At 63.4% G+C, this 19,662-nt stretch carries 21 protein-coding genes; 13 read left to right on the top strand and 8 right to left on the bottom strand.

The window, feature by feature from the left end:
• Positions 1–96 precede the first annotated feature (96 nt).
• A complete protein-coding gene (locus M2395_RS26460; RefSeq protein ID WP_011058430.1) occupies positions 97–321 on the top strand; it encodes a DUF1161 domain-containing protein in 225 nt (74 codons plus the stop codon).
• A 60-nt stretch (positions 322–381) separates the two neighbouring features.
• Here M2395_RS26460 and M2395_RS26465 read toward each other — a convergent pair whose 3' ends face one another.
• A complete protein-coding gene (locus tag M2395_RS26465; protein WP_123431154.1) occupies positions 382–1,383 on the bottom strand; it encodes an LLM class flavin-dependent oxidoreductase in 1,002 nt (333 codons plus the stop codon).
• A 240-nt stretch (positions 1,384–1,623) separates the two neighbouring features.
• On the opposite strand from M2395_RS26465, the gene M2395_RS26470 reads away from it, so the two are divergent.
• Complete coding sequence (locus tag M2395_RS26470; RefSeq protein ID WP_011058432.1) at positions 1,624–2,055, top strand: OsmC family protein; 432 nt, start codon at positions 1,624–1,626, stop codon at positions 2,053–2,055.
• A gap of 156 nt (positions 2,056–2,211) precedes the next feature.
• The gene (locus tag M2395_RS26475) at positions 2,212–2,445 is read left to right on the top strand and encodes a DUF1161 domain-containing protein (protein WP_011058433.1); all 234 of its coding nucleotides are present in this window, start codon (positions 2,212–2,214) and stop codon (positions 2,443–2,445) included.
• Between the two features lie 6 nt (positions 2,446–2,451).
• On the opposite strand, the gene M2395_RS26480 is transcribed toward M2395_RS26475, so the two are convergent.
• Both M2395_RS26480 and M2395_RS26485 read right to left on the bottom strand, forming a co-directional pair.
• Entirely contained in the window at positions 2,452–2,871 is a 420-nt protein-coding gene (locus M2395_RS26480) for a hypothetical protein (RefSeq protein ID WP_077933151.1), read from the bottom strand.
• Between the two features lie 42 nt (positions 2,872–2,913).
• On the bottom strand, positions 2,914–3,327 hold the full coding sequence (locus M2395_RS26485; RefSeq protein ID WP_011058435.1) for a hypothetical protein: 414 nt from the start codon (positions 3,325–3,327) through the stop codon (positions 2,914–2,916).
• A 59-nt stretch (positions 3,328–3,386) separates the two neighbouring features.
• On the opposite strand from M2395_RS26485, the gene M2395_RS26490 reads away from it, so the two are divergent.
• Positions 3,387–4,496 (top strand): aminopeptidase, encoded by a 1,110-nt coding sequence (locus M2395_RS26490; RefSeq protein WP_123431155.1) that lies wholly within the window; start codon positions 3,387–3,389, stop codon positions 4,494–4,496.
• Between the two features lie 28 nt (positions 4,497–4,524).
• Here the strand turns inward: M2395_RS26490 and M2395_RS26495 are convergent, their stop codons facing one another.
• Complete coding sequence (locus M2395_RS26495; RefSeq protein ID WP_123431156.1) at positions 4,525–5,175, bottom strand: HAD family hydrolase; 651 nt, start codon at positions 5,173–5,175, stop codon at positions 4,525–4,527.
• A gap of 27 nt (positions 5,176–5,202) precedes the next feature.
• Positions 5,203–5,748 carry a gamma carbonic anhydrase family protein gene (locus M2395_RS26500; RefSeq protein ID WP_123431157.1) on the bottom strand — a complete coding sequence of 182 codons (546 nt, stop codon included), beginning with the start codon at positions 5,746–5,748 and terminating at the stop codon, positions 5,203–5,205.
• A gap of 75 nt (positions 5,749–5,823) precedes the next feature.
• Here M2395_RS26500 and prlC point away from each other — a divergent pair, with 75 nt between their 5' ends.
• Positions 5,824–7,902: an oligopeptidase A gene (gene prlC / locus M2395_RS26505; protein WP_019095604.1), complete on the top strand. Its 2,079-nt coding sequence runs from the start codon at positions 5,824–5,826 to the stop codon at positions 7,900–7,902.
• Positions 7,899–8,177: a YheV family putative zinc ribbon protein gene (locus tag M2395_RS26510; RefSeq protein WP_011058440.1), complete on the top strand. Its 279-nt coding sequence runs from the start codon at positions 7,899–7,901 to the stop codon at positions 8,175–8,177. Before prlC ends, M2395_RS26510 begins: the two co-directional genes overlap by 4 nt.
• 119 nt (positions 8,178–8,296) lie before the next feature.
• Here the strand turns inward: M2395_RS26510 and M2395_RS26515 are convergent, their stop codons facing one another.
• Positions 8,297–8,956: a tyrosine-protein phosphatase gene (locus tag M2395_RS26515; RefSeq protein ID WP_015633635.1), complete on the bottom strand. Its 660-nt coding sequence runs from the start codon at positions 8,954–8,956 to the stop codon at positions 8,297–8,299.
• Positions 8,957–9,248: 292 nt separating this feature from the next.
• Between M2395_RS26515 and M2395_RS26520 the strand changes: the two genes are divergently transcribed.
• From M2395_RS26520 to M2395_RS26530, 3 genes are read left to right on the top strand one after another with little or no spacing between them, the layout of a single operon-like run.
• Positions 9,249–10,004 (top strand): gluconate 2-dehydrogenase subunit 3 family protein, encoded by a 756-nt coding sequence (locus M2395_RS26520; protein WP_053160567.1) that lies wholly within the window; start codon positions 9,249–9,251, stop codon positions 10,002–10,004.
• A gap of 2 nt (positions 10,005–10,006) precedes the next feature.
• The gene (locus M2395_RS26525) at positions 10,007–11,791 is read left to right on the top strand and encodes a GMC family oxidoreductase (RefSeq protein ID WP_019095987.1); all 1,785 of its coding nucleotides are present in this window, start codon (positions 10,007–10,009) and stop codon (positions 11,789–11,791) included.
• Between the two features lie 12 nt (positions 11,792–11,803).
• Positions 11,804–13,108 carry a cytochrome c gene (locus M2395_RS26530; RefSeq protein WP_123431158.1) on the top strand — a complete coding sequence of 435 codons (1,305 nt, stop codon included), beginning with the start codon at positions 11,804–11,806 and terminating at the stop codon, positions 13,106–13,108.
• Between the two features lie 45 nt (positions 13,109–13,153).
• Here the strand turns inward: M2395_RS26530 and M2395_RS26535 are convergent, their stop codons facing one another.
• Positions 13,154–13,510, bottom strand: a complete 357-nt coding sequence (locus M2395_RS26535; protein ID WP_123431159.1) for a hypothetical protein — start codon at positions 13,508–13,510, stop codon at positions 13,154–13,156.
• Positions 13,511–13,709: 199 nt separating this feature from the next.
• Here M2395_RS26535 and M2395_RS26540 point away from each other — a divergent pair, with 199 nt between their 5' ends.
• The 3 genes from M2395_RS26540 (at position 13,710) to M2395_RS26550 (ending at position 17,373) form a co-directional block, all read left to right on the top strand.
• Complete coding sequence (locus M2395_RS26540) at positions 13,710–14,768, top strand: PA0069 family radical SAM protein (protein WP_123431160.1); 1,059 nt, start codon at positions 13,710–13,712, stop codon at positions 14,766–14,768.
• 243 nt (positions 14,769–15,011) lie between these two features.
• Positions 15,012–15,746 carry a carbonic anhydrase gene (locus M2395_RS26545; protein WP_011058446.1) on the top strand — a complete coding sequence of 245 codons (735 nt, stop codon included), beginning with the start codon at positions 15,012–15,014 and terminating at the stop codon, positions 15,744–15,746.
• Positions 15,747–15,837: 91 nt separating this feature from the next.
• On the top strand, positions 15,838–17,373 hold the full coding sequence (locus M2395_RS26550) for a SulP family inorganic anion transporter (protein ID WP_011058447.1): 1,536 nt from the start codon (positions 15,838–15,840) through the stop codon (positions 17,371–17,373).
• 83 nt (positions 17,374–17,456) lie between these two features.
• Here M2395_RS26550 and M2395_RS26555 read toward each other — a convergent pair whose 3' ends face one another.
• The gene (locus tag M2395_RS26555; RefSeq protein WP_015633641.1) at positions 17,457–18,107 is read right to left on the bottom strand and encodes a hypothetical protein; all 651 of its coding nucleotides are present in this window, start codon (positions 18,105–18,107) and stop codon (positions 17,457–17,459) included.
• Positions 18,108–18,480: 373 nt separating this feature from the next.
• On the opposite strand from M2395_RS26555, the gene coxB reads away from it, so the two are divergent.
• On the top strand, positions 18,481–19,608 hold the full coding sequence (gene coxB / locus M2395_RS26560; RefSeq protein WP_011058449.1) for a cytochrome c oxidase subunit II: 1,128 nt from the start codon (positions 18,481–18,483) through the stop codon (positions 19,606–19,608).
• The last annotated feature ends 54 nt before the right edge of the window (positions 19,609–19,662 follow it).

A 19,662-nucleotide genomic window follows, 5' to 3' on the forward strand; every position in this document is an offset into this window, starting at 1 on the left:
GTGCCATAGGAAATGGCAAAGCGCTACAAGTGTCTTGAGCCTCTGTCAGGCAGGCGTCAATGCCGCCTCTTTTGATCCGACCAGGGAATGTGACCGATGAAAAAACTAGTATTAGCTGCTGCTTTGTTGAGTCTTGCGGGAACAGCCCTTGCCGCTGGCAAGCCGTGCGAAGAACTCAAGAGCGAGATTGCCGCCAAGATCGACGCCAACGGCGCCACGCACTACTCGCTGGAAGTGGTGGACAAGGGCGCGGCGGCGGATGGCAAGGTAGTCGGCTCCTGCGAAGCCGGTACCAAGGAAATTGTCTACAAGCGCGGTTGAGCCTTGTGGATGGTCAAAAAAAAGCCGACGCAGAACGTCGGCTTTTTCATGCCTGTCGTTTCAGCCTTTCATCACCTGTGACAGCAGCTCGTAGGAGTGCAGCCGATCGGCGTGTTCGTACAGATCGCAGGTGAAGATCAGCTCATCGGCTCCGGTCTGCTCGATCAGCACCTGCAGCTTGGCGCGGATTTTCGCCGGGCTGCCGACCATCGCCAGGCCGAGGAAGCTGGCGACCGCTTCCTTCTCATGGGGTAGCCACAGGCCGTCCATGCTTTGCACCGGTTTGCGCTGGACCAGGCTCTGGCCACGCATCAGCGCCAGGATGCGCTGGTACACCGAAGTCGCCAGGTAATCGGCCTGTTCGTCGGTGTCGGCTGCCACCAGCGGCACGCCAAGCATCACATAAGGCTTGTCGAGCACCGCCGAAGGCTTGAAGTGGTTGCGGTAGACGCGAATCGCCTCGTGCAGGTAGCGCGGTGCGAAATGCGAGGCGAAGGCGTAAGGCAAGCCCCGTTCCCCGGCCAGTTGTGCACTGAACAGGCTGGAGCCCAGCAGCCATACCGGCACGTTGGTGCCGGTGCCCGGCATGGCGATCACCCGTTGTTCGGGGGTACGCGCGCCCAGGTAGGCCATCAGTTCGGCCACGTCCTCAGGGAAATCGTCGGCGCTGCCGGAACGTTCCCGGCGCAGGGCGCGGGCGGTCATCTGGTCGGAACCAGGGGCGCGGCCCAGTCCCAGGTCGATGCGCCCCGGGTACAGGCTTTCCAGGGTGCCGAACTGTTCGGCGATCACCAGGGGCGCGTGGTTGGGCAGCATGACCCCGCCGGAACCGACACGAATGGTCGAAGTACCACCCGCCAGGTAGCCGATCAGCACCGAGGTAGCGGAACTGGCGATACCGTCCATGTTGTGGTGCTCGGCGACCCAGAAGCGCGTGTAACCGAGCTTCTCCACATGCTGCGCCAGGTCCAGGGAGTTGCGCAGGGACTGCCCCGGGCTGCCGTTTTCACGCACGGGCACCAGGTCGAGGGTCGAGTATTTAACAGCGGACAGCGGTTTCATAAGCCTGCTTCTCCTTGGGGTGCGCAGGCTTTTGTCATGAGCCAAAACCTGCCGAAGTCTGTAAGTCAGATCTATGCAATGTGGGCATATACCCGAGTTTCAATAGCCTGAGTGAATTTGTCGGGTAAACGGGCATCGGCGACAACGGCTGAACTTTGCCATCGGATCTATCCTCAGAACCCTTAGGCAACAAAAAACATCAGGGTGCGAACTTTCGCACCGGTTCTTGAGGAGAAAGCGATGAGCATCAAAAAGAAAGCCTCGGCGCACTGGGAAGGTGACCTGAAAACCGGCATTGGCTCGATCTCGACCGAAACCGGCGTGTTGCGTGAGGCGCCCTACGGTTTCAAGGCGCGTTTCGAAGGCGGCAAGGGGACCAACCCGGAGGAACTGATTGGCGCGGCCCACGCGGGCTGTTTCTCCATGGCCTTTTCCATGATCCTTGGCGAGGCCGGGCTCAAGGCGGACAGCATCGACACCCAGGCAGAAGTGACCCTGGACCAGGTCGATGGCGGCTTTGCCATTACCGCGGTGCACCTGATCCTCAAGGCGAAGATCCCCGGTGCCAGCCAGCAGCAGTTCGATGAGCTGAGCAAGAAGGCCAAGGAAGGGTGCCCGGTGTCCAAGGTGCTCAACGCCAAGATCAGCCTGGATGCGACGCTGCTGAGTTGAGGCAACTGCTTGGCCGGCAAGCCGGCTCCTGCACCGGTCCGTAGGAGCGGGCTTGCCGGCGAATGCGCCTGTGCGGCGGACAAGCACCTGTGGTCGAATACGCGACTGCGGCTTCAGCGCACCCCCGTGTGCACCGCAGCAAGGGAGCTTTAGATCATGAAACGTTTTGCCTTGGCGGTTGTTAGTTGTGCGCTGGCCACATCGGCCCTGGCCGCGCCCAAGCCCTGCGAGGAACTCAAGGCCGAGATCGAAGCCAAGATCCAGGCCCAGGGCGTACCTTCCTACACCCTGGAAATCGTCACCAACGACGAGGTCCACGACAACAACATGGTGGTCGGCAGCTGTGAAAACGGCACCAGGAAGATCATCTATCAGAAGAACGATCGCTGACCCGACTCAGGGCACGCAGTTGATCATGCGCTCCTCGGCGACTATTTCGCGCTGGGCGTTGTACAGCCGGGCGCTGGGGGTGAACCCCAGGTTGCGCGCCTCCAGGCGATAGCGGTGGCCGGCCTGGAAATGGTCGTAGCGCAGGCTCAGGTAGCACAGGCGCTCCTGGGGATCGTTGTTCATGCCCATGCCGCCGGCGAACACTTCGAAATCGAAGCGCACCATCAATTCGTGGCTGCCGGGGCTGACCTGGAAGAAGCGCCCGTCGTCCAGGCGCTGGTTGTCCAGGCGTTCGGCCATGACCAGCTTGCCCCCGGGCGTCGGGGTGGCCAGGTCGATCCAGGCCTGTTGCGGATCGACGCCCGGCAGGGGCGTGGTGCAGGCGCTGAGGGTGCCAAGGGCGAGAAACAGTAGAAATGGACGCATGACTGGGGCCGAGTGAGCGAGAGGCCCTCAGCATAGCGCCGTTCAACTGCGCTGGCAGCCTGCCGGCCGGGCTTTGTCGAGCAGGGTGTGCTGCTCGTCGTAGAGCCTGGCCCAGGGGTGGAAACCGATGTTCCCGGCCTGTACCTGGTAGCGCTGGCCGGCACCGAAATCCTTGAATTTCACGTTCAGCTGGCAATCGCGCCACAGCGGCTCGGCGTCTGGCCCGATGTTGCTCGGTTGCACGGCGAACTGGTAGCGCAGGGTCAGTTCATGGCTGCCGGGCTGGACCTGGAAATAGCGCGGATCATCGATGTTCTTGGCGTCCACCTCCAATGCCTGCAGGTGGGTGTCCCGGGGCGGAGCCAGGTCGACCCAGGCCTGGGCCGGGTCGGGGTCGGGCAGGCCGGCGCAACCGCCGAGGGTCAGCAGGCCGGTGGTCAACAGCAACACGCGCATGGCGAAACTCCAGGCTGGCGAGATAGTCTTGCGGACAGACTCTCTGTGGATGATTCGATTTGACTAGGCCGTGTTCAAGCCATGGGTTACTTGATCCTCTTTTACGGTTTTTGTTTCCGGCACTGATGCTTTTGCTGCTCAACGGTTGCAGCAGCGTCGGTTATTACAGCCAACTGGCCAGTGGCCAATTGCAGCTGCTGCGAGCCCGTGTGCCGGTGGCGCAAGTCGTCGCCGACCCGAGCCGCGATGCGAGCCTGCGTGCCCATCTGGCCCAGTCGCAGCAGGCACGCCGCTTTGCCAGCGAGCACCTGCACCTGCCGGACAACCGCAGCTATCGGCTGTACGTCGACATCGGGCGGCCCTATGTGGTGTGGAACGTGTTCGCCACCCCGGAGTTTTCCCTGAACCCGCAAACCCACTGCTTTCCCATTGCCGGTTGCGTGGCTTACCGCGGCTATTACAGCCAGGGCGCGGCCCGGGGCGAGGCGGCGTTGCAGCAGTTGAAGGGCATGGACGTGGCGATCGGCGGGGTCGAGGCCTATTCCACCCTGGGCTGGTTCGATGACCCGATCATCAGTTCGATGATGCACTGGGGCGACGAGCGCCTGGCGACCCTGATCTTCCACGAGCTGGCGCACCAGCGCTTCTATGTGAAGGACGACACCGAGTTCAACGAGTCCTACGCCACCTTCGTCGAGCAGGAAGGCACCCGCCAGTGGCGCGCCTATCGCGGGCTGGCGCCATTGAGCGACGGCGAGTTGCGCCAGCGTGACCAGTTCACCCAGCTGGTGCTCGATACCCGCAAGCGCCTGGAGCAGCTGTATGCCCTGCCCTTGCCCGCCGAGCAGATGCGCCAGCGCAAGGCCGCGGAGTTCGAGCGCATGCGCAGCGAGTATCGGCAGTTGCGCGACAGCCAGTGGGCGGGTTCCAAGCGCTATGACGCCTGGGTCAACGCCCCGCTGAACAATGCCCGGCTGCTGCCCTTCGGCCTGTATGACCAATGGGTGCCGGCGTTTGCCGCCTTGTTCAGGCAGGTGAAGGGGGACTGGCCGGCATTCTTCGCCGCCGTGGAGACGCTGGGACGTTTGCCGGCCGAGGTGCGCAAGGCGGCCCTGATCCGGTTGCAGGACACCGTCGCCCTGGCGCCGGCTCCTGCTTCGGGCCTGTAGCAGCCGGCTTGCCGGCGAAGCCTCTGCCCTAACGCGGCAAAAACGCCTGGTGCAGCTCGCCCAGGGTCTGGAAGTGATAGGCCGGGGCTTCGGCAGTCAATTCCTCATGGCTGCCAAAGCCATACCCCACCGCCGCCGCGTCCAGCCCGTTGCGCCTGGCGCCGATCAGGTCGTGCTTGCGGTCGCCGATCATCAATGTGCTGGCAGGGTCGAGTTGCTCCTGCTCCAGCAGATGGGCGATCAGCTCCACCTTGTCGGTGCGGGTGCCGTCCAGTTCGCTGCCGTAGATCACCTTGAAGTGCTTGGCGAAGTCGAAGTGACGGGCGATCTCCCGGGCGAAGACCCAGGGCTTGGAGGTCGCGATGTACAGTTGCCGCCCTTGCCCGCCGAGGGTTTCCAGCAGCGGCGTGACGCCATCGAAGACGCGGTTTTCATACAGGCCGGTGACCTTGAAGCGTTCGCGATAGAAGTTCACCGCTTCCCAGGCCCGGGCCTCGTCGAAGCCGTAGAACTGCATGAAGGCCTGCAACAGCGGCGGGCCGATGAAGTGCTCCAGTTTGTTCAGGTCCGGCTCGTCGATGCCCAGTTTGCCCAGGGCGAACTGGATCGAACGGGTGATGCCCTCGCGAGGGTCTGTGAGGGTGCCGTCGAGGTCGAACAGTACGGTTTGGTAATGCATGGGGATTCCTGGGCTGTGCAAGGGGGGTCAGGGCCGGTCGTAGCCTTCGGCCAGGTGCAGGTCCTTGAGCTTCACGTAGTTGGCGGCGCTGTAGGTGAAGAAGGCGCGCTCCTTGTCGGTCAGCGGGCGTGCCTGCTTCACCGGGCTGCCCACATAGAGAAAGCCGCTTTCCAGGCGCTTGCCCGGTGGCACCAGGCTGCCGGCGCCGACTATCACATCGTCCTCCACCACCGCGCCATCCATGACAATGCTGCCCATGCCGATCAGCACCCGGCTGCCGATGCTGCAACCGTGGAGCATGACCTTGTGGGCGATGGTCACGTCGTCGCCGATCATCAGCGGGAAGCCGTCGGGGTTGAACGGGCCGGCGTGGGTGATGTGCAGCACGCTGGCGTCCTGCACGCTGGTGCGCGTGCCGATGCGGATGCGGTGCATGTCGCCGCGGATCACGGTCAGCGGCCAGACCGAGCTGTCGGCGCCGATTTCCACGTCGCCGATGACCACCGCCGAGTGGTCGACAAAGGCCCGCTCGCCCAGGTTCGGGGTGTGGTTCTGGTAGCTGCGAATGGCCAAGTGCGAATGCCTCTCTGAGATTTATTAATGGGGGCTATAGCTGCGGTGGGCGTCGATTGTAATTAAGATGGCTCAATGTTTCTTCCAGCCAAGGTGCCCACCGTGAGTGTGAACAACCCTCTTCTGCAGCCCTACGACCTGCCGCCGTTCTCGGCGATCCGCGCCGAGCATGTGCAACCGGCCATCGAACAGATCCTGGCTGACAACCGCGCCGCCATCGCTGACATCCTCAAGACCCAAGCCACCCAGCCGACCTGGGCTGGCCTGGTGCTGGCCATGGACGAGCTCAATGATCGCCTGGGCGCTGCCTGGAGCCCGGTCAGCCACCTCAACGCAGTGTGCAACAGCGCCGAACTGCGTGAAGCCTACGAGGCCTGCCTGCCGGCCCTGAGCGCCTATTCCACGGAAATGGGCCAGAACCGCGAGCTGTTCCAGGCCTTCGACGCCCTGGCCAAGAGCCCGGAAGCCGCCGGTTTCGACGTGGCGCAGAAGACTATCCTCGAACACTCCCTGCGGGACTTCCGCCTGTCGGGCATCGACCTGCCGCCCGAGCAGCAAAAGCGTTATGCCGAGGTGCAGAGCAAGCTTTCCGAGCTGGGCAGCCGGTTCTCCAACCAACTGCTGGATGCCACCCAGGCCTGGACCAAGCACATCACCGATGAAGCCGCCCTGGCCGGCCTGACCGACTCGGCCAAGGCGCAAATGGCAGCCGCCGCCCAGGCCAAGGACCTGGAAGGCTGGCTGATCACCCTGGAATTCCCCAGCTACTACGCAGTGATGACCTACGCCCAGGACCGTGCCCTGCGCGAAGAAGTCTATGCCGCCTACAGCACCCGCGCGTCGGACCAGGGCCCTAACGCCGGTCAGAACGACAACGGTCCGGTGATGGAAGAAATCCTCGACCTGCGTCAGGAGTTGGCCAAGCTCCTGGGTTTCGCCAGCTTCTCCGAGTTGAGCCTGGCCACCAAGATGGCCGAGTCCAGCGACCAGGTGCTGAGCTTCCTGCGGGACCTGGCCAAGCGCAGCAAGCCGTTTGCCGCCCAGGACCTGGAGCAGCTCAAGGCCTACGCCGCCGAACAGGGTTGCCCCGACCTGCAAAGCTGGGACAGCGGTTTCTACGGCGAGAAGCTGCGTGAGCAGCGCTACAGCGTTTCCCAGGAAGCCCTGCGCGCCTATTTCCCCATCGACAAGGTGCTGAGCGGGCTGTTCGCCATTGTCCAGCGCCTGTACGGCATCGAGATCGCCGAGCAGAAAGGTTTCGATACCTGGCACCCGGACGTGCGCCTGTTCGAGATCAAGGAAAACGGCCAGCACGTCGGCCGCTTCTTCTTCGACCTCTATGCCCGCGCCAACAAGCGCGGCGGTGCCTGGATGGACGGTGCCCGCGATCGCCGTCGCACGCTGGACGGGGTATTGCAAAGCCCGGTAGCCAACCTGGTGTGCAACTTCACTCCGGCGGTCAGCGGCAAGCCGGCCTTGCTGACCCACGATGAAGTCACCACCCTGTTCCACGAATTCGGCCACGGCCTGCACCACCTGCTGACCCGGGTCGAGCACGCCGGAGTGTCCGGGATCAACGGCGTGGCCTGGGACGCCGTCGAGCTGCCGAGCCAGTTCATGGAAAACTGGTGCTGGGAGCCGGAAGGCCTGGCACTGATCTCCGGCCACTATGAAAGCGGCGAACCGCTGCCCCAGGACCTGCTGCAGAAGATGCTGGCGGCGAAGAACTTCCAGTCCGGGCTGATGATGGTGCGCCAGCTGGAATTTTCCCTGTTCGACTTCGAACTGCACGCCACCCACGGCGACGGCCGCAGCGTGCTGCAAGTGCTGGAAACCGTGCGCGACGAAGTCTCGGTGATGCGCCCGCCGGCCTACAACCGCTTCCCCAACAGCTTCGCGCACATCTTCGCCGGCGGTTACGCCGCGGGGTACTACAGCTACAAGTGGGCGGAAGTGCTGTCGGCCGACGCCTTCTCCAGGTTCGAGGAAGAGGGTGTGCTCAATTCGGCCACCGGGCGTGCGTTCCGCGAGGCGATCCTGGCCCGTGGCGGCTCCCAGGAACCTATGGTGCTGTTCGTCGATTTCCGCGGACGGGCGCCGTCGATTGACGCACTCTTGCGCCACAGCGGCCTCAGCGAGGACGCGGCAGCATGAGTGACGCACCCGTGAAGACCAAGAAACGCTTTATCGCCGGGGCGGTATGCCCGGCGTGCAGTGAGCAGGACAAGCTGATGATGTGGAGTGAGGACGATGTGCCTCATCGCGAGTGCGTGGCCTGTGGCTACTCCGACACCCTCAACGAACAGGGGCTGTCGGTGCCCAAGGAACTCGGGACCCGGGTCAACAGCGCGACGCCCAAGGTGGCGGACATCAAGGTGCAATCGGTGCAGTTTTTCCCCAACCCCAAGTTGAAGAAAAAGACTGACTGACCCCGCAGTAAAAAGCCGGCTCCCCTCCAGGAGCCGGCTTGCCGGCGAAGCGATTCGCCGCCCTTCTTTCGATCCCTGGGTTTTCGCAAGCAGGCTCGCTCGTACACAGGGTGTGGCGCTCAGTTGCTCAGCGGCCTGGTCGCGCTCACCGTCTCGAACCAGCTCTTCACCGAACAGGTGGCGAATACGCTGGTGCTGCAATCGCCATTGGCCAGGGCGGTGCGCAGTTTGTCGACATCGGCCTGCATCATGTAGCGAATGCCATCCTTGAAGTGTGAACTGTCGCCGTACCCACCCTGGGTCATTTCATTCAGCGCTTCTTCTTTGCTCCAACCCTGGATCACCACCCGGTACATGGCCGACATCAGGCCGGTGCGGTCCGAACCATGCTTGCAGTGCATCAGCACCGGGCCCTGGGCTTCGGCGCTCTGGATCGCGCGCAGGGCCTTGAGCACATCGGCGTCGTCCACATGGTTGGTGCGATAAGGCAACTGCACCTGGTTGATGCCCGGTGCCGACAGCCAGCTGGCGTCGGATTCCGGCAGGAAGTTGATCACCGTTGCCACCTTGAGCTGCTGCAGCAGCGGCACCGCGCCTTTGTCCGGCAGGGCGCTGCGATACAGGGTCGGGGACATCTGGTACAGGTTGTACTGCTTTTCCACTGGCTGCGCCCATTGGTCCGGGCGGCTGGAGGGGGCCTCTGCGGCTTGTACCTGGGGCCCGGCCAGCAGCGCCAGCAACGACAGGCAAAGGGCCGGGATGAAACGAATGCTCGACATGCGCGGGATCACCGATGAGGGGATTCAATGCCGCGCAGTATCGATTTGCCGGGGTCAAAGCCCCGTGAGCCCCCTGTCAAAGAATCGTGAAGCTGATCCGCTTTTTCCGGCGGTTTCTGATCTTTTTTCCGCCTGAAACGATTCATCTGGATGCTTAGCCTGCTACCATTTGTAACTAAAGTTTGCTGATGTGTTCATAAAACCGGGTCTTCCCGGCCTTTTGCGTTGCCAAAACACAAAGTCGCGCCATGACGCGGCTGACCAATCCATCAATGCCTGATGAGGTGCACCCATGTCTGATCAAGATCGAGACAACCCGCGGCGTGAGTTCTTGCGTAAATCCCTGACCTTGATCCCTGTGGTCACCGTCGCCAGCACCGGCCTGGGCGGCTCCCTGCTGGCGGCTGTACCTGAAACGGCCGCCGCTGCCACACCGGCCACGCCGGGCAAGCAGCCCGCCGGCAGCGGCCAGGGCTATGAGCCGGGCTATTTCACCGCCGAGGAGTGGGCCTTCATCAAGGCCGCGGTGGAACGCCTGATCCCTGCCGATGAAATGGGCCCGGGCGCCCTGGAAGCCGGCGTGCCGGAATACATCGACCGGCAGATGAATACCCCCTACGCCGCTGGCGCCCTGTGGTACATGCAAGGCCCGTTCAAGGCCGATGCCGCACCGGAGATGGGCTGGCAGAGCAAACTGGTGCCCAAGGACATCTATCGCCGGGGCATTGCCGCCACGGATGCGTGGTGCAAAGAGCTCAAGGGGCAAACATTTGCTGCGCAAGACAGCGCTACCCGAGACGACTTGCTCAAGCAACTGGAGGCCGGAACCCCGCAGTTCGACGCGGTCCCGGCCAAGCTTTTCTTCAATCTGCTGTTGCAGAACACCAAGGAAGGCTTCTTCAGCGATCCGATCCACGGGGGCAATAAAGGCCTGGTGGGCTGGACCCTGATCGGCTTTCCCGGCGCTCGCGCCGATTTCATGGATTGGGTGGAACGCAACGAGCAATACCCCTTCCCGGCTGTATCGATTCGCGGCGAGAGGGCTTGAGCATGGCAACAGTGATGAAGAAGGTCGACGCAGTGATCGTCGGTTTCGGCTGGACCGGCGCGATCATGGCCAAGGAACTGACCGAGGCCGGGCTCAATGTGCTGGCGCTGGAACGCGGGCCGATGCAGGACACCTACCCGGATGGCAACTATCCCCAGGTGATCGACGAACTCACCTACAGCGTGCGCAAGAAACTCTTCCAGGACATTTCCAAAGAGACGGTGACCATCCGCCACAGCGTCAACGACGTGGCTCTGCCCAACCGGCAACTGGGGGCCTTCCTGCCGGGCAATGGCGTGGGCGGCGCCGGCCTGCACTGGTCCGGGGTGCACTTTCGGGTCGACCCCATCGAGCTGCGCATGCGCAGCCACTACGAAGAACGCTACGGTAAGAACTTCATCCCCAAGGACATGACCATCCAGGACTTCGGCGTCAGCTATGAAGAGCTGGAGCCGTTCTTCGACTACGCGGAAAAGGTCTTCGGCACTTCGGGCCAGGCCTGGACCGTGAAGGGCCAACTGGTGGGCGACGGCAAGGGCGGCAACCCTTATGCGCCGGATCGCTCGGACCACTTCCCGCTGGAATCGCAGAAGAACACCTATTCCGCACAGCTGTTTCAGAAAGCGGCCAATGAGGTGGGCTACAAGCCCTACAACCTGCCGTCGGCCAATACCTCGGGGCCTTACACCAACCCCTATGGCGCACAGATGGGGCCGTGCAACTTTTGCGGCTTCTGCAGCGGCTACGTCTGCTACATGTACTCCAAGGCCTCGCCCAACGTGAACATCCTGCCGGCCCTCAAGCCGCTGCCGAACTTCGAGCTGCGGCCCAATTCCCACGTGCTCAGGGTCAACCTCGACAGCAGCAAGACCCGCGCCACCGGCGTCACCTACGTCGATGGCCAGGGCCGCGAGATCGAGCAGCCGGCGGACCTGGTGATCCTCGGCGCCTTCCAGTTCCACAACGTGCGCCTGATGTTGCTGTCGGGCATCGGCAAGCCCTACGACCCGATCACCGGCGAAGGCGTGGTGGGCAAGAATTTCGCCTACCAGAACATGGCCACCATCAAGGCCTACTTCGACAAGGACGTGCACACCAACAACTTCATCGGCGCCGGCGGCAACGGTGTGGCGGTGGACGACTTCAACGCCGACAACTTCGACCACGGCCCCCACGGCTTTGTCGGCGGCTCGCCGATGTGGGTCAACCAGGCCGGCAGCCGGCCCATCGCCGGCACCTCCAACCCGCCGGGTACCCCGGCCTGGGGCAGTGCCTGGAAGAAAGCCACCGCCGACTACTACACCCATCAGGTCTCCATGGACGCCCACGGAGCGCATCAGTCCTACCGTGGCAACTACCTGGATCTGGACCCGGTGTACCGCGATGCCTACGGCTTGCCCCTGCTGCGGATGACCTTCGACTGGCAGGAAAACGACATCAAGATGAACCGCTTCATGGTGGAGAAAATGGGCAAGATCGCCGAGGCGATGAACCCCAAGGCCATTGCCTTGCTGGGCAAGAAGGTCGGTGAGCACTTCAACACTGCGTCCTACCAGACCACCCACTTGAACGGCGGCGCGATCATGGGCACCGACCCCAGGACCAGCGCCCTGAACCGCTACCTGCAAAGCTGGGACGTGCACAACGTCTTCGTGCCCGGGGCTTCGGCCTTCCCTCAAGGCCTGGGCTACAACCCTACCGGCCTGGTGGCAGCGTTGACCTACTGGTCGGCCCGGGCGATCCGCGAGCAGTACCTGAAAAACCCCGGCCCGCTGGTTCAGGCATAAGGAGCGATGACCATGAAAGCACTCGTTATCGCCACCCTGGCGCTGCTGGGCAGCGCAGCCGCCAATGCTGCCGAAGCGGATCAGCAAGCCCTGGTGCAACAGGGCGAATACCTGGCCCGCGCCGGTGACTGCGTAGCCTGCCATACCGCCAAGGACGGCAAGCCGTTCGCCGGCGGGCTGCCGATGGAGACCCCCATCGGCGTGATCTATTCCACCAACATCACCCCGGACAAGACCGGCATCGGCGACTACAGCTTCGAGGACTTCGACAAAGCCGTGCGCCATGGCGTGGCCAAGGGCGGCAGCACCCTGTACCCGGCCATGCCGTTTCCTTCCTACGCCCGAGTCAGCGACGCCGACATGCAGGCGCTGTATGCCTACTTCATGAAGGGCGTGGCACCGGTGGCCCGGGACAACCAGGACAGTGACATTCCCTGGCCCCTGAGCATGCGCTGGCCGTTGTCCATCTGGCGCTGGATGTTCGCCCCGAGCGTGGAGACCCCGGCACCTGTGGCTGGCAGCGATCCGGTGATCAGCCGCGGTGCCTACCTGGTGGAAGGCCTGGGCCACTGCGGCGCCTGTCACACGCCACGGGCCCTGACCATGCAGGAGAAGGCCCTGAGCGCCAGCGATGGCAGCGACTTCCTGTCTGGCAGCGCGCCGCTGGAGGGCTGGATCGCCAAAAGCCTGCGTGGCGATCACAAGGATGGCCTGGGCAGCTGGAGCGAAGAGCAACTGGTGCAGTTCCTCAAGACCGGTCGCAGTGATCGCAGCGCGGTGTTCGGCGGCATGAGCGATGTGGTGGTCCACAGCATGCAGTACATGTCCGATTCCGACCTGACGGCGATTGCCCGCTATCTCAAGTCCCTGCCGGCCAATGACCCCAAGGACCAGCCGCACCAGTACGACAAGCAAGTGGCCCAGGCCCTGTGGAACGGTGACGACAGCAAGCCGGGCGCGGCGGTGTACATCGACAACTGCGCGGCCTGCCACCGCACCGACGGCCACGGCTACACCCGGGTGTTCCCGGCGCTGGCGGGCAACCCCGTGCTGCAATCGGCGGATGCCACCTCGCTGATCCATATCGTGCTCAAGGGCGGCACCTTGCCAGCGACCCACAGCGCGCCTTCGACCTTCACCATGCCGGCCTTCGCCTGGCGCCTGTCGGATCAGGAGGTGGCCGATGTGGTCAACTTCATCCGCAGCAGCTGGGGCAACCAGGCCTCGGCGGTGAAGCCCGGGGATGTGGCGGCGCTGCGCAACGGCGACTTGCAGAGCACCTCCAACGACGACCTGGGGCAGGTCACCAGCCACTAACCCCAAGGCCGGCGCTCGCTGCGGGCGCCGGCCCGGGATGGCCGTTCAGCCCTGGGTGAAGCGCTGGATGCCCAGGCGGCTTTCCAGTTGATAGCCGGCAATGCAGTCCGCCAGCCCGGCGGTCATCAGGTCTTGCCAGCTTGCGGGTAGCAGGCCGATGCCGTCGTGGCAGGGGCTCCAGCGCACCTCGGCGAACTTCGGGTCCGCTTCATCGAAAGGTTGCTGGTCGCTCACAGTGGCCTTTTCGATGTCCTGGGTGCACAGCTCGAATTCGCAGGCCACTCCCCACAACTGCCCGTCGGGGGCCCTGACAATGATCAGGTCGGCACCTTGTTCGTAGCTGGGGAGGTAGGCCTCTGCGGCGTAGAAAATCTTTTCCAGCGTGCCGGGTGTCCTGGGCATGCTTGTGCTCCTGTTCTTTGAGCCTGCCTTATACCCTAACGCCACACGCCCGCAGTAGCCGGCTTGTCGGCCAAGGATGCGGTACGCCTTGTGTCGCACTGGGGAACGTCCGCTGGCAGGGGTGGGTTTCGGTCCGACGGTGCTGGTCAGGTAATTCCAGCTCCATTACTGTATGTACATACAGTTATGGAGTACTTCCATGTTCAACCCCCTGCCTCCCCGTGGTCGCGGTACCGCGAGCAATCCGCACAACCGTTTTGCGCCCAATCGTTCGGTGGCCGAGGATGATGGCTGGTACCAGGAAGTGCCGTTGACCCAGGGCACCGAGGTGCGCTTTGAAACGGCCAAGTCGATCATCACCCGCAACAGTTCGCCGGACCTGCCCTTCGACCGCTCCATCAACCCCTATCGCGGTTGCGAGCACGGTTGCATCTATTGCTACGCGCGGCCCAGCCACGCCTATTGGGACCTGTCCCCGGGGCTGGATTTCGAAACCAAGCTGATCGCCAAGAGCAACACCGCGGCCCTGCTGGAGCAGCAACTGTCCAAGCCCGGCTATCGCTGCGCACCGATCAACCTGGGGTCCAATACCGATCCCTACCAGCCCATCGAGCGCGAACAGCAGTTGACCCGGCGCACCCTGGAGGTGCTGCTGCGCTATCGACACCCGGTGACCATCGTCACCAAGGGCTCGTTGATCCTCCGGGACCTGGACCTGCTGAGCGAGCTGGCGCGCCAGCGCCTGGTGGCGGTGATGATCAGCCTGACCACTTTGGACGATGAGTTGAAGCGCATTCTCGAGCCCCGGGCGGCGGCGCCCAAGGCGCGCTTGCGGGCCATCCGGGTGATGCGCGGGGCGGGCATCCCGGTGGGCGTGCTGTGTTCGCCGATGATTCCGATGATCAACGACAGCGAGCTGGAAAGCCTGCTCAGCGAGGCCCATGCCGCGGGGGCGCAGAGCGCGGCCTACATGATGCTGCGCCTGCCCCTGGAAGTGGCGCCGCTGTTCGAGGAGTGGCTGGCGGCGCATTACCCGCAAAGGGCGGCCCATGTGCTCAGCCTGATCCGCCAGAGCCGTGGCGGTGAGCTCTACGACAGCCGTTTTGGCGCCCGCATGCGCGGTGAAGGGTCCTTCGCCGATCTGCTGGCCCAGCGTTTTGCCAAGGCGCTCAAGCGTCTGGGGCTCAACCGTCGCGAGGGTTTCGATCTCGACTGTTCAGCCTTCTGTCCGCCGGGCGGGCAGATGTCGTTGTTGTGAGCGGCATTGGCCTATCGTTGAGTAGTGGGCGCAGCGTTCCCGAGGTACTCTGGTCGCCTTTTGCCATCGCTCATAGTGGCGTTCTAGAGCCTTCCGTTCAGTTTGAGTTAAGTATTCATGGCTACCTTGTTCATCGAGTGACCTACGGGTCGCCGCCAGCGGGTCGGTGGTTTTTTTATCGATGGCTGGCGTCGTGCCGGATATTTCTGGAAAATTCACCAAATCCGACAGAGAGGATGAATCATGAGTGACAAGGATAAACAGCCGTTGGCTGCGTCGGCTCCGGCACCCACAGAAGTCGCCGAGACCGCCGATGCAGCGCTGCAGCACATCGTTGACGGCTTTTTGCATTTTCATCATGAAGTCTTCCCGCAGCAGGAAGAGCTGTTCAAGAAACTCGCCACCGCTCAGCGGCCGCGGGCGATGTTCATTGCCTGCGCCGACTCGCGCATCGTTCCCGAGCTGATCACCCAAAGCTCCCCGGGCGATCTGTTCGTGACCCGCAACGTGGGCAACGTGGTGCCGCCCTACGGGCAGATGAACGGTGGTGTCTCCACGGCGATCGAGTACGCGGTGCTGGCCCTGGGGGTGCATCACATCATCGTCTGCGGGCACTCGGATTGCGGCGCCATGCGCGCGGTACTCAACCCGCAGAGCCTGGAGAAGATGCCCACGGTCAAGGCCTGGCTGCGCCACGCCGAAGTGGCGCGGACCATGGTCCACGAGAACTGCGATTGCGCCGACGAATCCTCCAGCATGCATGTGCTGACCGAAGAGAACGTCATTGCTCAACTGCAGCACCTGCGCACCCATCCTTCCGTGGCCTCGCGCATGGCCAACGGCCAGTTGTTCATCCATGGCTGGGTCTATGACATCGAGACCAGCTCGATCAAGGCCTACGACGCCGACAAGGGGTGTTTCCTGCCTCTGGATGGCAGCCACCCGATCCCGGTAGCGACGCCCAAAGCGCGTTTCTGATCCCACCTCAATCCCCCTGAGTGGTTGTAGCCAGGGCTGCCATCTGGCGGCCCGGCTTTGCCACGCCTGAAGAAAAGTCGGGAGAACTGTCATGCGTGCAGCACAGTTGAAAAGTGTCCTGCCACGGGAGCTGCTGGCTTCGGTGGTGGTGTTTCTGGTGGCCCTGCCCCTGTGCATGGGGATCGCCATTGCCTCGGGCCTGCCGCCGGCCAAGGGCCTGATCACCGGGATCATCGGTGGCCTGGTGGTGGGCTGGCTGGCGGGCTCGCCCTTGCAGGTCAGCGGGCCGGCGGCCGGGCTGGCGGTGCTGGTGTTCGAGCTGGTGCGCCAGCATGGGGTGGCCATGCTCGGGCCGATCCTGCTGCTGGCCGGGCTGCTGCAATTGCTGGCCGGGCGCCTGCGCCTGGGTTGCTGGTTCCGGGTCACGGCGCCAGCGGTGGTCTACGGCATGCTGGCGGGCATCGGCGTGCTGATCGTGCTGTCCCAGGTGCATGTGATGCTCGATGCCGCGCCCCAGGCCTCGGGCCTGGATAACCTTGTGGGCTTTCCCCAGGCTCTGGCGCAGGCCTTGCCGAGCCTGGGGTGGCAGGCTGGCTTGCTGGGGTTGGCGACCATCGCGGTGATGTGGGGCTGGGACAAGTGGCGGCCCCAGGCGCTGCGGTTCATCCCCGGTGCCCTGCTCGGTGTCGGGCTGGCGACCCTGGCCAGCCTGCTGCTGGCGCTGCCGGTGAAGCGCGTCGAGGTGCCGGCCAACCTGGCCGAGGCCATCGACTGGCTGCGCCCCGCCGACCTGCTCAACCTGGCGGACCCCAACCTGCTGATCGCCGCCTTCGCCGTGGCCTTTATCGCCAGTGCCGAAACCCTGCTGTCCGCCGCCGCGGTGGATCGCATGCACAGCGGCCAGCGCTCGGACTTCGACCGTGAACTGTCGGCCCAGGGCGTGGGCAACATGCTCTGCGGTCTGCTGGGTGCCCTGCCCATGACCGGGGTCATCGTGCGCAGCTCGGCCAATGTCCAGGCCGGGGCCCAGACCCGTTATTCGACGATTTTCCATGGCCTGTGGCTGCTGGGTTTCGTGCTGGTGCTGTCCAGCGTGCTGCAGAGCATTCCGGTGGCGAGCCTGGCGGGGGTGCTGGTCTACACCGGCTTCAAGCTGGTGGACCTCAAGGTCTTTCGCGGCCTGGGGCGCTACGGGCGCATGCCGATGCTGACTTACGCGGTGACGGCCCTGGCGATTGTCTTCAGCGACCTGCTGACCGGGGTACTGATCGGCTTTGCCCTGACCCTGGCCAAGCTGGCGTTCAAGGCGTCGCGCTTGAAGATCAGCCTGATCGACCTGGCAGAGGAAGGCGAGATGGAGTTGCGTCTGGTGGGCGCTGCGACCTTTCTCAAGGTGCCGGCCCTGACTCGGGTGCTGGCGACGATTCCCCCGGCCACTACTGTGCATGTGCCCCTCAGCAACCTCAGTTATATCGACCATGCGTGCCTGGAGTTGCTGGAAGACTGGAATCGGGCCAACAGTGCCAAGGGCTCGCGGCTGGTGATCGAAACGCGGGGCTTGAAGCGGCGCCTGGAGGGCCGGTTGACCACCACCAGCGGCGTGGGGGCGGCTGCGGCGAGAGGTTGAATCGCCGGGTGGCCGGGAGGGGCTTGGGCAAGCCAGGCCCTTCGCCACAAGGCTCGCTGCGAGCCTTGCTGGCGAGGAGTGGGTCAGGCGGCTGGCTGGTCGAGTTCCAGTTCCACGCCCAGTTGGCGTGACAGGCAAGGCCAGCGTTTCCAGGCGGCCTCGGTGTCCGGGCTGCTGAGTTTCTCGCGGTAGGCTTCCACCGACTCCAGGGCGAAGCTTTCTTCGTCGAGCATGGCGTCGACGGCGTGGTGCACCGCTTCGTCCAGCTGGTTGGCGAAGGTTTCGCCGATCAGTTGGTGGGCGATGAGGTTGGCGACAGTCATGTCCAGAGGGATCAGCGGACGGCCGAAATGCTTGATGTACAGGTCGTTGACCTCTTCCACCAGACGGTGGGCCAGATAGGCTTCATCCAGCAGGCCGTCGAGGCCGACGTGGCCATCCATGATGGCCGGCGGCTGGAGGAAGAATTGCTCGGCGATCTTCAGCACCGGCTTGATCTGCGACTCGATGCCGGCTTCCCGGGCTACAGAGTTGGCGGCGTCCAGAAGGTCTGGAACCTGGTCGATATAGGCGCTGACAAAACGGGTCATGACGCCCTTGGCGTCGACTTCGGGCAGCTGGATGGCGGGGTGCAGGTGAGGCAATTGGCTCTCCAACTGACGGGTCAGGAGGCCGGTACTGGCTTCGTGCTGCTGGGCCAGTTTGATCTGCTCGCGCAATGCGGCGGTGTTCATGAAAACTCCAGGGAACAAGGGCAATTGAATAGGGAGAACATAAGTTAGCCTGCTTACAAAAGCGCTTAAGACGCATTTGTCATAATTATTTCATGCTTAGTCACCACGGTTATATCGTTTCGCCATCCAGGGCACTCGATCCCTTTCCCGCCGTGGCCTGCAAACCTCCTTATTAGTGTTTCAGCTGATTTACGCCCTCGCGTTGCGAGGTGGGAGTCGCTGTCTATACTCGCCCTTGTATGAAGTTAGCTGATGACGCCCGACTGCAAATGCAGCGAAGGCTCGGCCGGTTTAAGTTCGTAGTCTAGGCAGCCGCTCCCTTGCCGCAGGTGTTAAGCCGGCGGGATAACAAGAACGATAAGGGGAACCCGCAATGATGCGACATCCACATGTCTGGATGGGCCTCCTGTTGTGGTCGGTATTCAGCCAGGCGCAAGCCGCCTGGACCGTGAATATGACGCCTGGGGCGACCGAGATAAGCCACGCGGTATTCGACCTGCACATGACCATCTTCTGGATCTGTGTGGTGATCGGCGTCATCGTCTTCGGTGCGATGTTCTGGTCGATGATCGTTCACCGCCGTTCCGTCGGCCAGGTCCCGGCCAAATTCCACGAAAGCACCACGGTGGAAATCCTCTGGACCATCATTCCCTTCCTGATCCTGGTGGCCATGGCCGTGCCTGCCACGGCGACGCTGATCAAGATGTACGACACCAGCGAGCCGGACGTGGATATCCAGATCACCGGCTATCAGTGGAAGTGGCACTACAAGTACCTCGGCCAGGACGTGGAGTTCTTCAGCAACCTGGCCACCCCCGCCGACCAGATCCACAACCAGAGCACCAAGGGCGAGCACTACCTGCTGGAGGTCGACCAGCCGCTGGTACTGCCAGTGGGGGCCAAGGTGCGCTTTCTGGTGACCGCCGCCGACGTCATCCACTCCTGGTGGGTGCCGGCCTTTGCGGTCAAGCGTGATGCTATCCCGGGTTTCGTCAATGAGGCCTGGACCCGGGTCGACAAGCCCGGCATCTACCGTGGCCAATGCGCCGAGCTGTGCGGCAAGGACCACGGCTTTATGCCGATCGTGGTGGAGGTCAAGAGCCAGGCCGACTACGACACCTGGATGGGCGAGCGCAAGGCCGAGGCGGCCAAGCTCAAGGAGCTGACCAGCAAGGAATGGACCCTCGACGAGCTGGTGGCCCGCGGTGACAAGATCTACCACACCACCTGCGTTGCCTGTCACCAGGCGGAAGGCCAGGGCCTGCCGCCGATGTTCCCGGCCCTCAAGGGCTCGAAGATCGCTACCGGTCCCAAGGAGGCTCACCTGAGCCTGGTGTTCCACGGCAAGCCGGGCACCGCCATGGCCGCCTTCGGCAAGCAGCTGTCGGAAGTCGACATCGCCGCCGTCGTCACCTACGAACGCAACGCCTGGGGCAACAACAAGGGCGACATGGTGACGCCCAAGGAAGTCCTGGCGCTGAAGCAGGCGGAAAGCAAATGAGCCGGCTCATGGGGTATGTGCGCAACCGGTCGCGGCGTTTCGCCGCCGATCATC

The organism is Pseudomonas sp. BIGb0176 (genome assembly GCF_024810175.1).
Taxonomy (GTDB): Bacteria; Pseudomonadota; Gammaproteobacteria; order Pseudomonadales; family Pseudomonadaceae; genus Aquipseudomonas; species Aquipseudomonas protegens.

Excerpts from the sequence above, each read along its gene's own strand:
- M2395_RS26460 (WP_011058430.1), top strand. The coding sequence starts at position 97 with ATGAAAAAACTAGTATTAGCTGCTGCTTTGTTGAGTCTTGCGGGAACA.
- M2395_RS26465 (WP_123431154.1), bottom strand. The coding sequence starts at position 1,383 with ATGAAACCGCTGTCCGCTGTTAAATACTCGACCCTCGACCTGGTGCCC.
- M2395_RS26470 (WP_011058432.1), top strand. The coding sequence starts at position 1,624 with ATGAGCATCAAAAAGAAAGCCTCGGCGCACTGGGAAGGTGACCTGAAA.
- M2395_RS26475 (WP_011058433.1), top strand. The coding sequence starts at position 2,212 with ATGAAACGTTTTGCCTTGGCGGTTGTTAGTTGTGCGCTGGCCACATCG.
- M2395_RS26480 (WP_077933151.1), bottom strand. The coding sequence starts at position 2,871 with ATGCGTCCATTTCTACTGTTTCTCGCCCTTGGCACCCTCAGCGCCTGC.
- M2395_RS26485 (WP_011058435.1), bottom strand. The coding sequence starts at position 3,327 with ATGCGCGTGTTGCTGTTGACCACCGGCCTGCTGACCCTCGGCGGTTGC.
- M2395_RS26495 (WP_123431156.1), bottom strand. The coding sequence starts at position 5,175 with ATGCATTACCAAACCGTACTGTTCGACCTCGACGGCACCCTCACAGAC.
- prlC (WP_019095604.1), top strand. The coding sequence starts at position 5,824 with ATGTTTCTTCCAGCCAAGGTGCCCACCGTGAGTGTGAACAACCCTCTT.
- M2395_RS26510 (WP_011058440.1), top strand. The coding sequence starts at position 7,899 with ATGAGTGACGCACCCGTGAAGACCAAGAAACGCTTTATCGCCGGGGCG.
- M2395_RS26515 (WP_015633635.1), bottom strand. The coding sequence starts at position 8,956 with ATGTCGAGCATTCGTTTCATCCCGGCCCTTTGCCTGTCGTTGCTGGCG.
- M2395_RS26520 (WP_053160567.1), top strand. The coding sequence starts at position 9,249 with ATGTCTGATCAAGATCGAGACAACCCGCGGCGTGAGTTCTTGCGTAAA.
- M2395_RS26525 (WP_019095987.1), top strand. The coding sequence starts at position 10,007 with ATGGCAACAGTGATGAAGAAGGTCGACGCAGTGATCGTCGGTTTCGGC.
- M2395_RS26530 (WP_123431158.1), top strand. The coding sequence starts at position 11,804 with ATGAAAGCACTCGTTATCGCCACCCTGGCGCTGCTGGGCAGCGCAGCC.
- M2395_RS26535 (WP_123431159.1), bottom strand. The coding sequence starts at position 13,510 with ATGCCCAGGACACCCGGCACGCTGGAAAAGATTTTCTACGCCGCAGAG.
- M2395_RS26540 (WP_123431160.1), top strand. The coding sequence starts at position 13,710 with ATGTTCAACCCCCTGCCTCCCCGTGGTCGCGGTACCGCGAGCAATCCG.
- M2395_RS26545 (WP_011058446.1), top strand. The coding sequence starts at position 15,012 with ATGAGTGACAAGGATAAACAGCCGTTGGCTGCGTCGGCTCCGGCACCC.
- M2395_RS26550 (WP_011058447.1), top strand. The coding sequence starts at position 15,838 with ATGCGTGCAGCACAGTTGAAAAGTGTCCTGCCACGGGAGCTGCTGGCT.
- M2395_RS26555 (WP_015633641.1), bottom strand. The coding sequence starts at position 18,107 with ATGAACACCGCCGCATTGCGCGAGCAGATCAAACTGGCCCAGCAGCAC.
- coxB (WP_011058449.1), top strand. The coding sequence starts at position 18,481 with ATGATGCGACATCCACATGTCTGGATGGGCCTCCTGTTGTGGTCGGTA.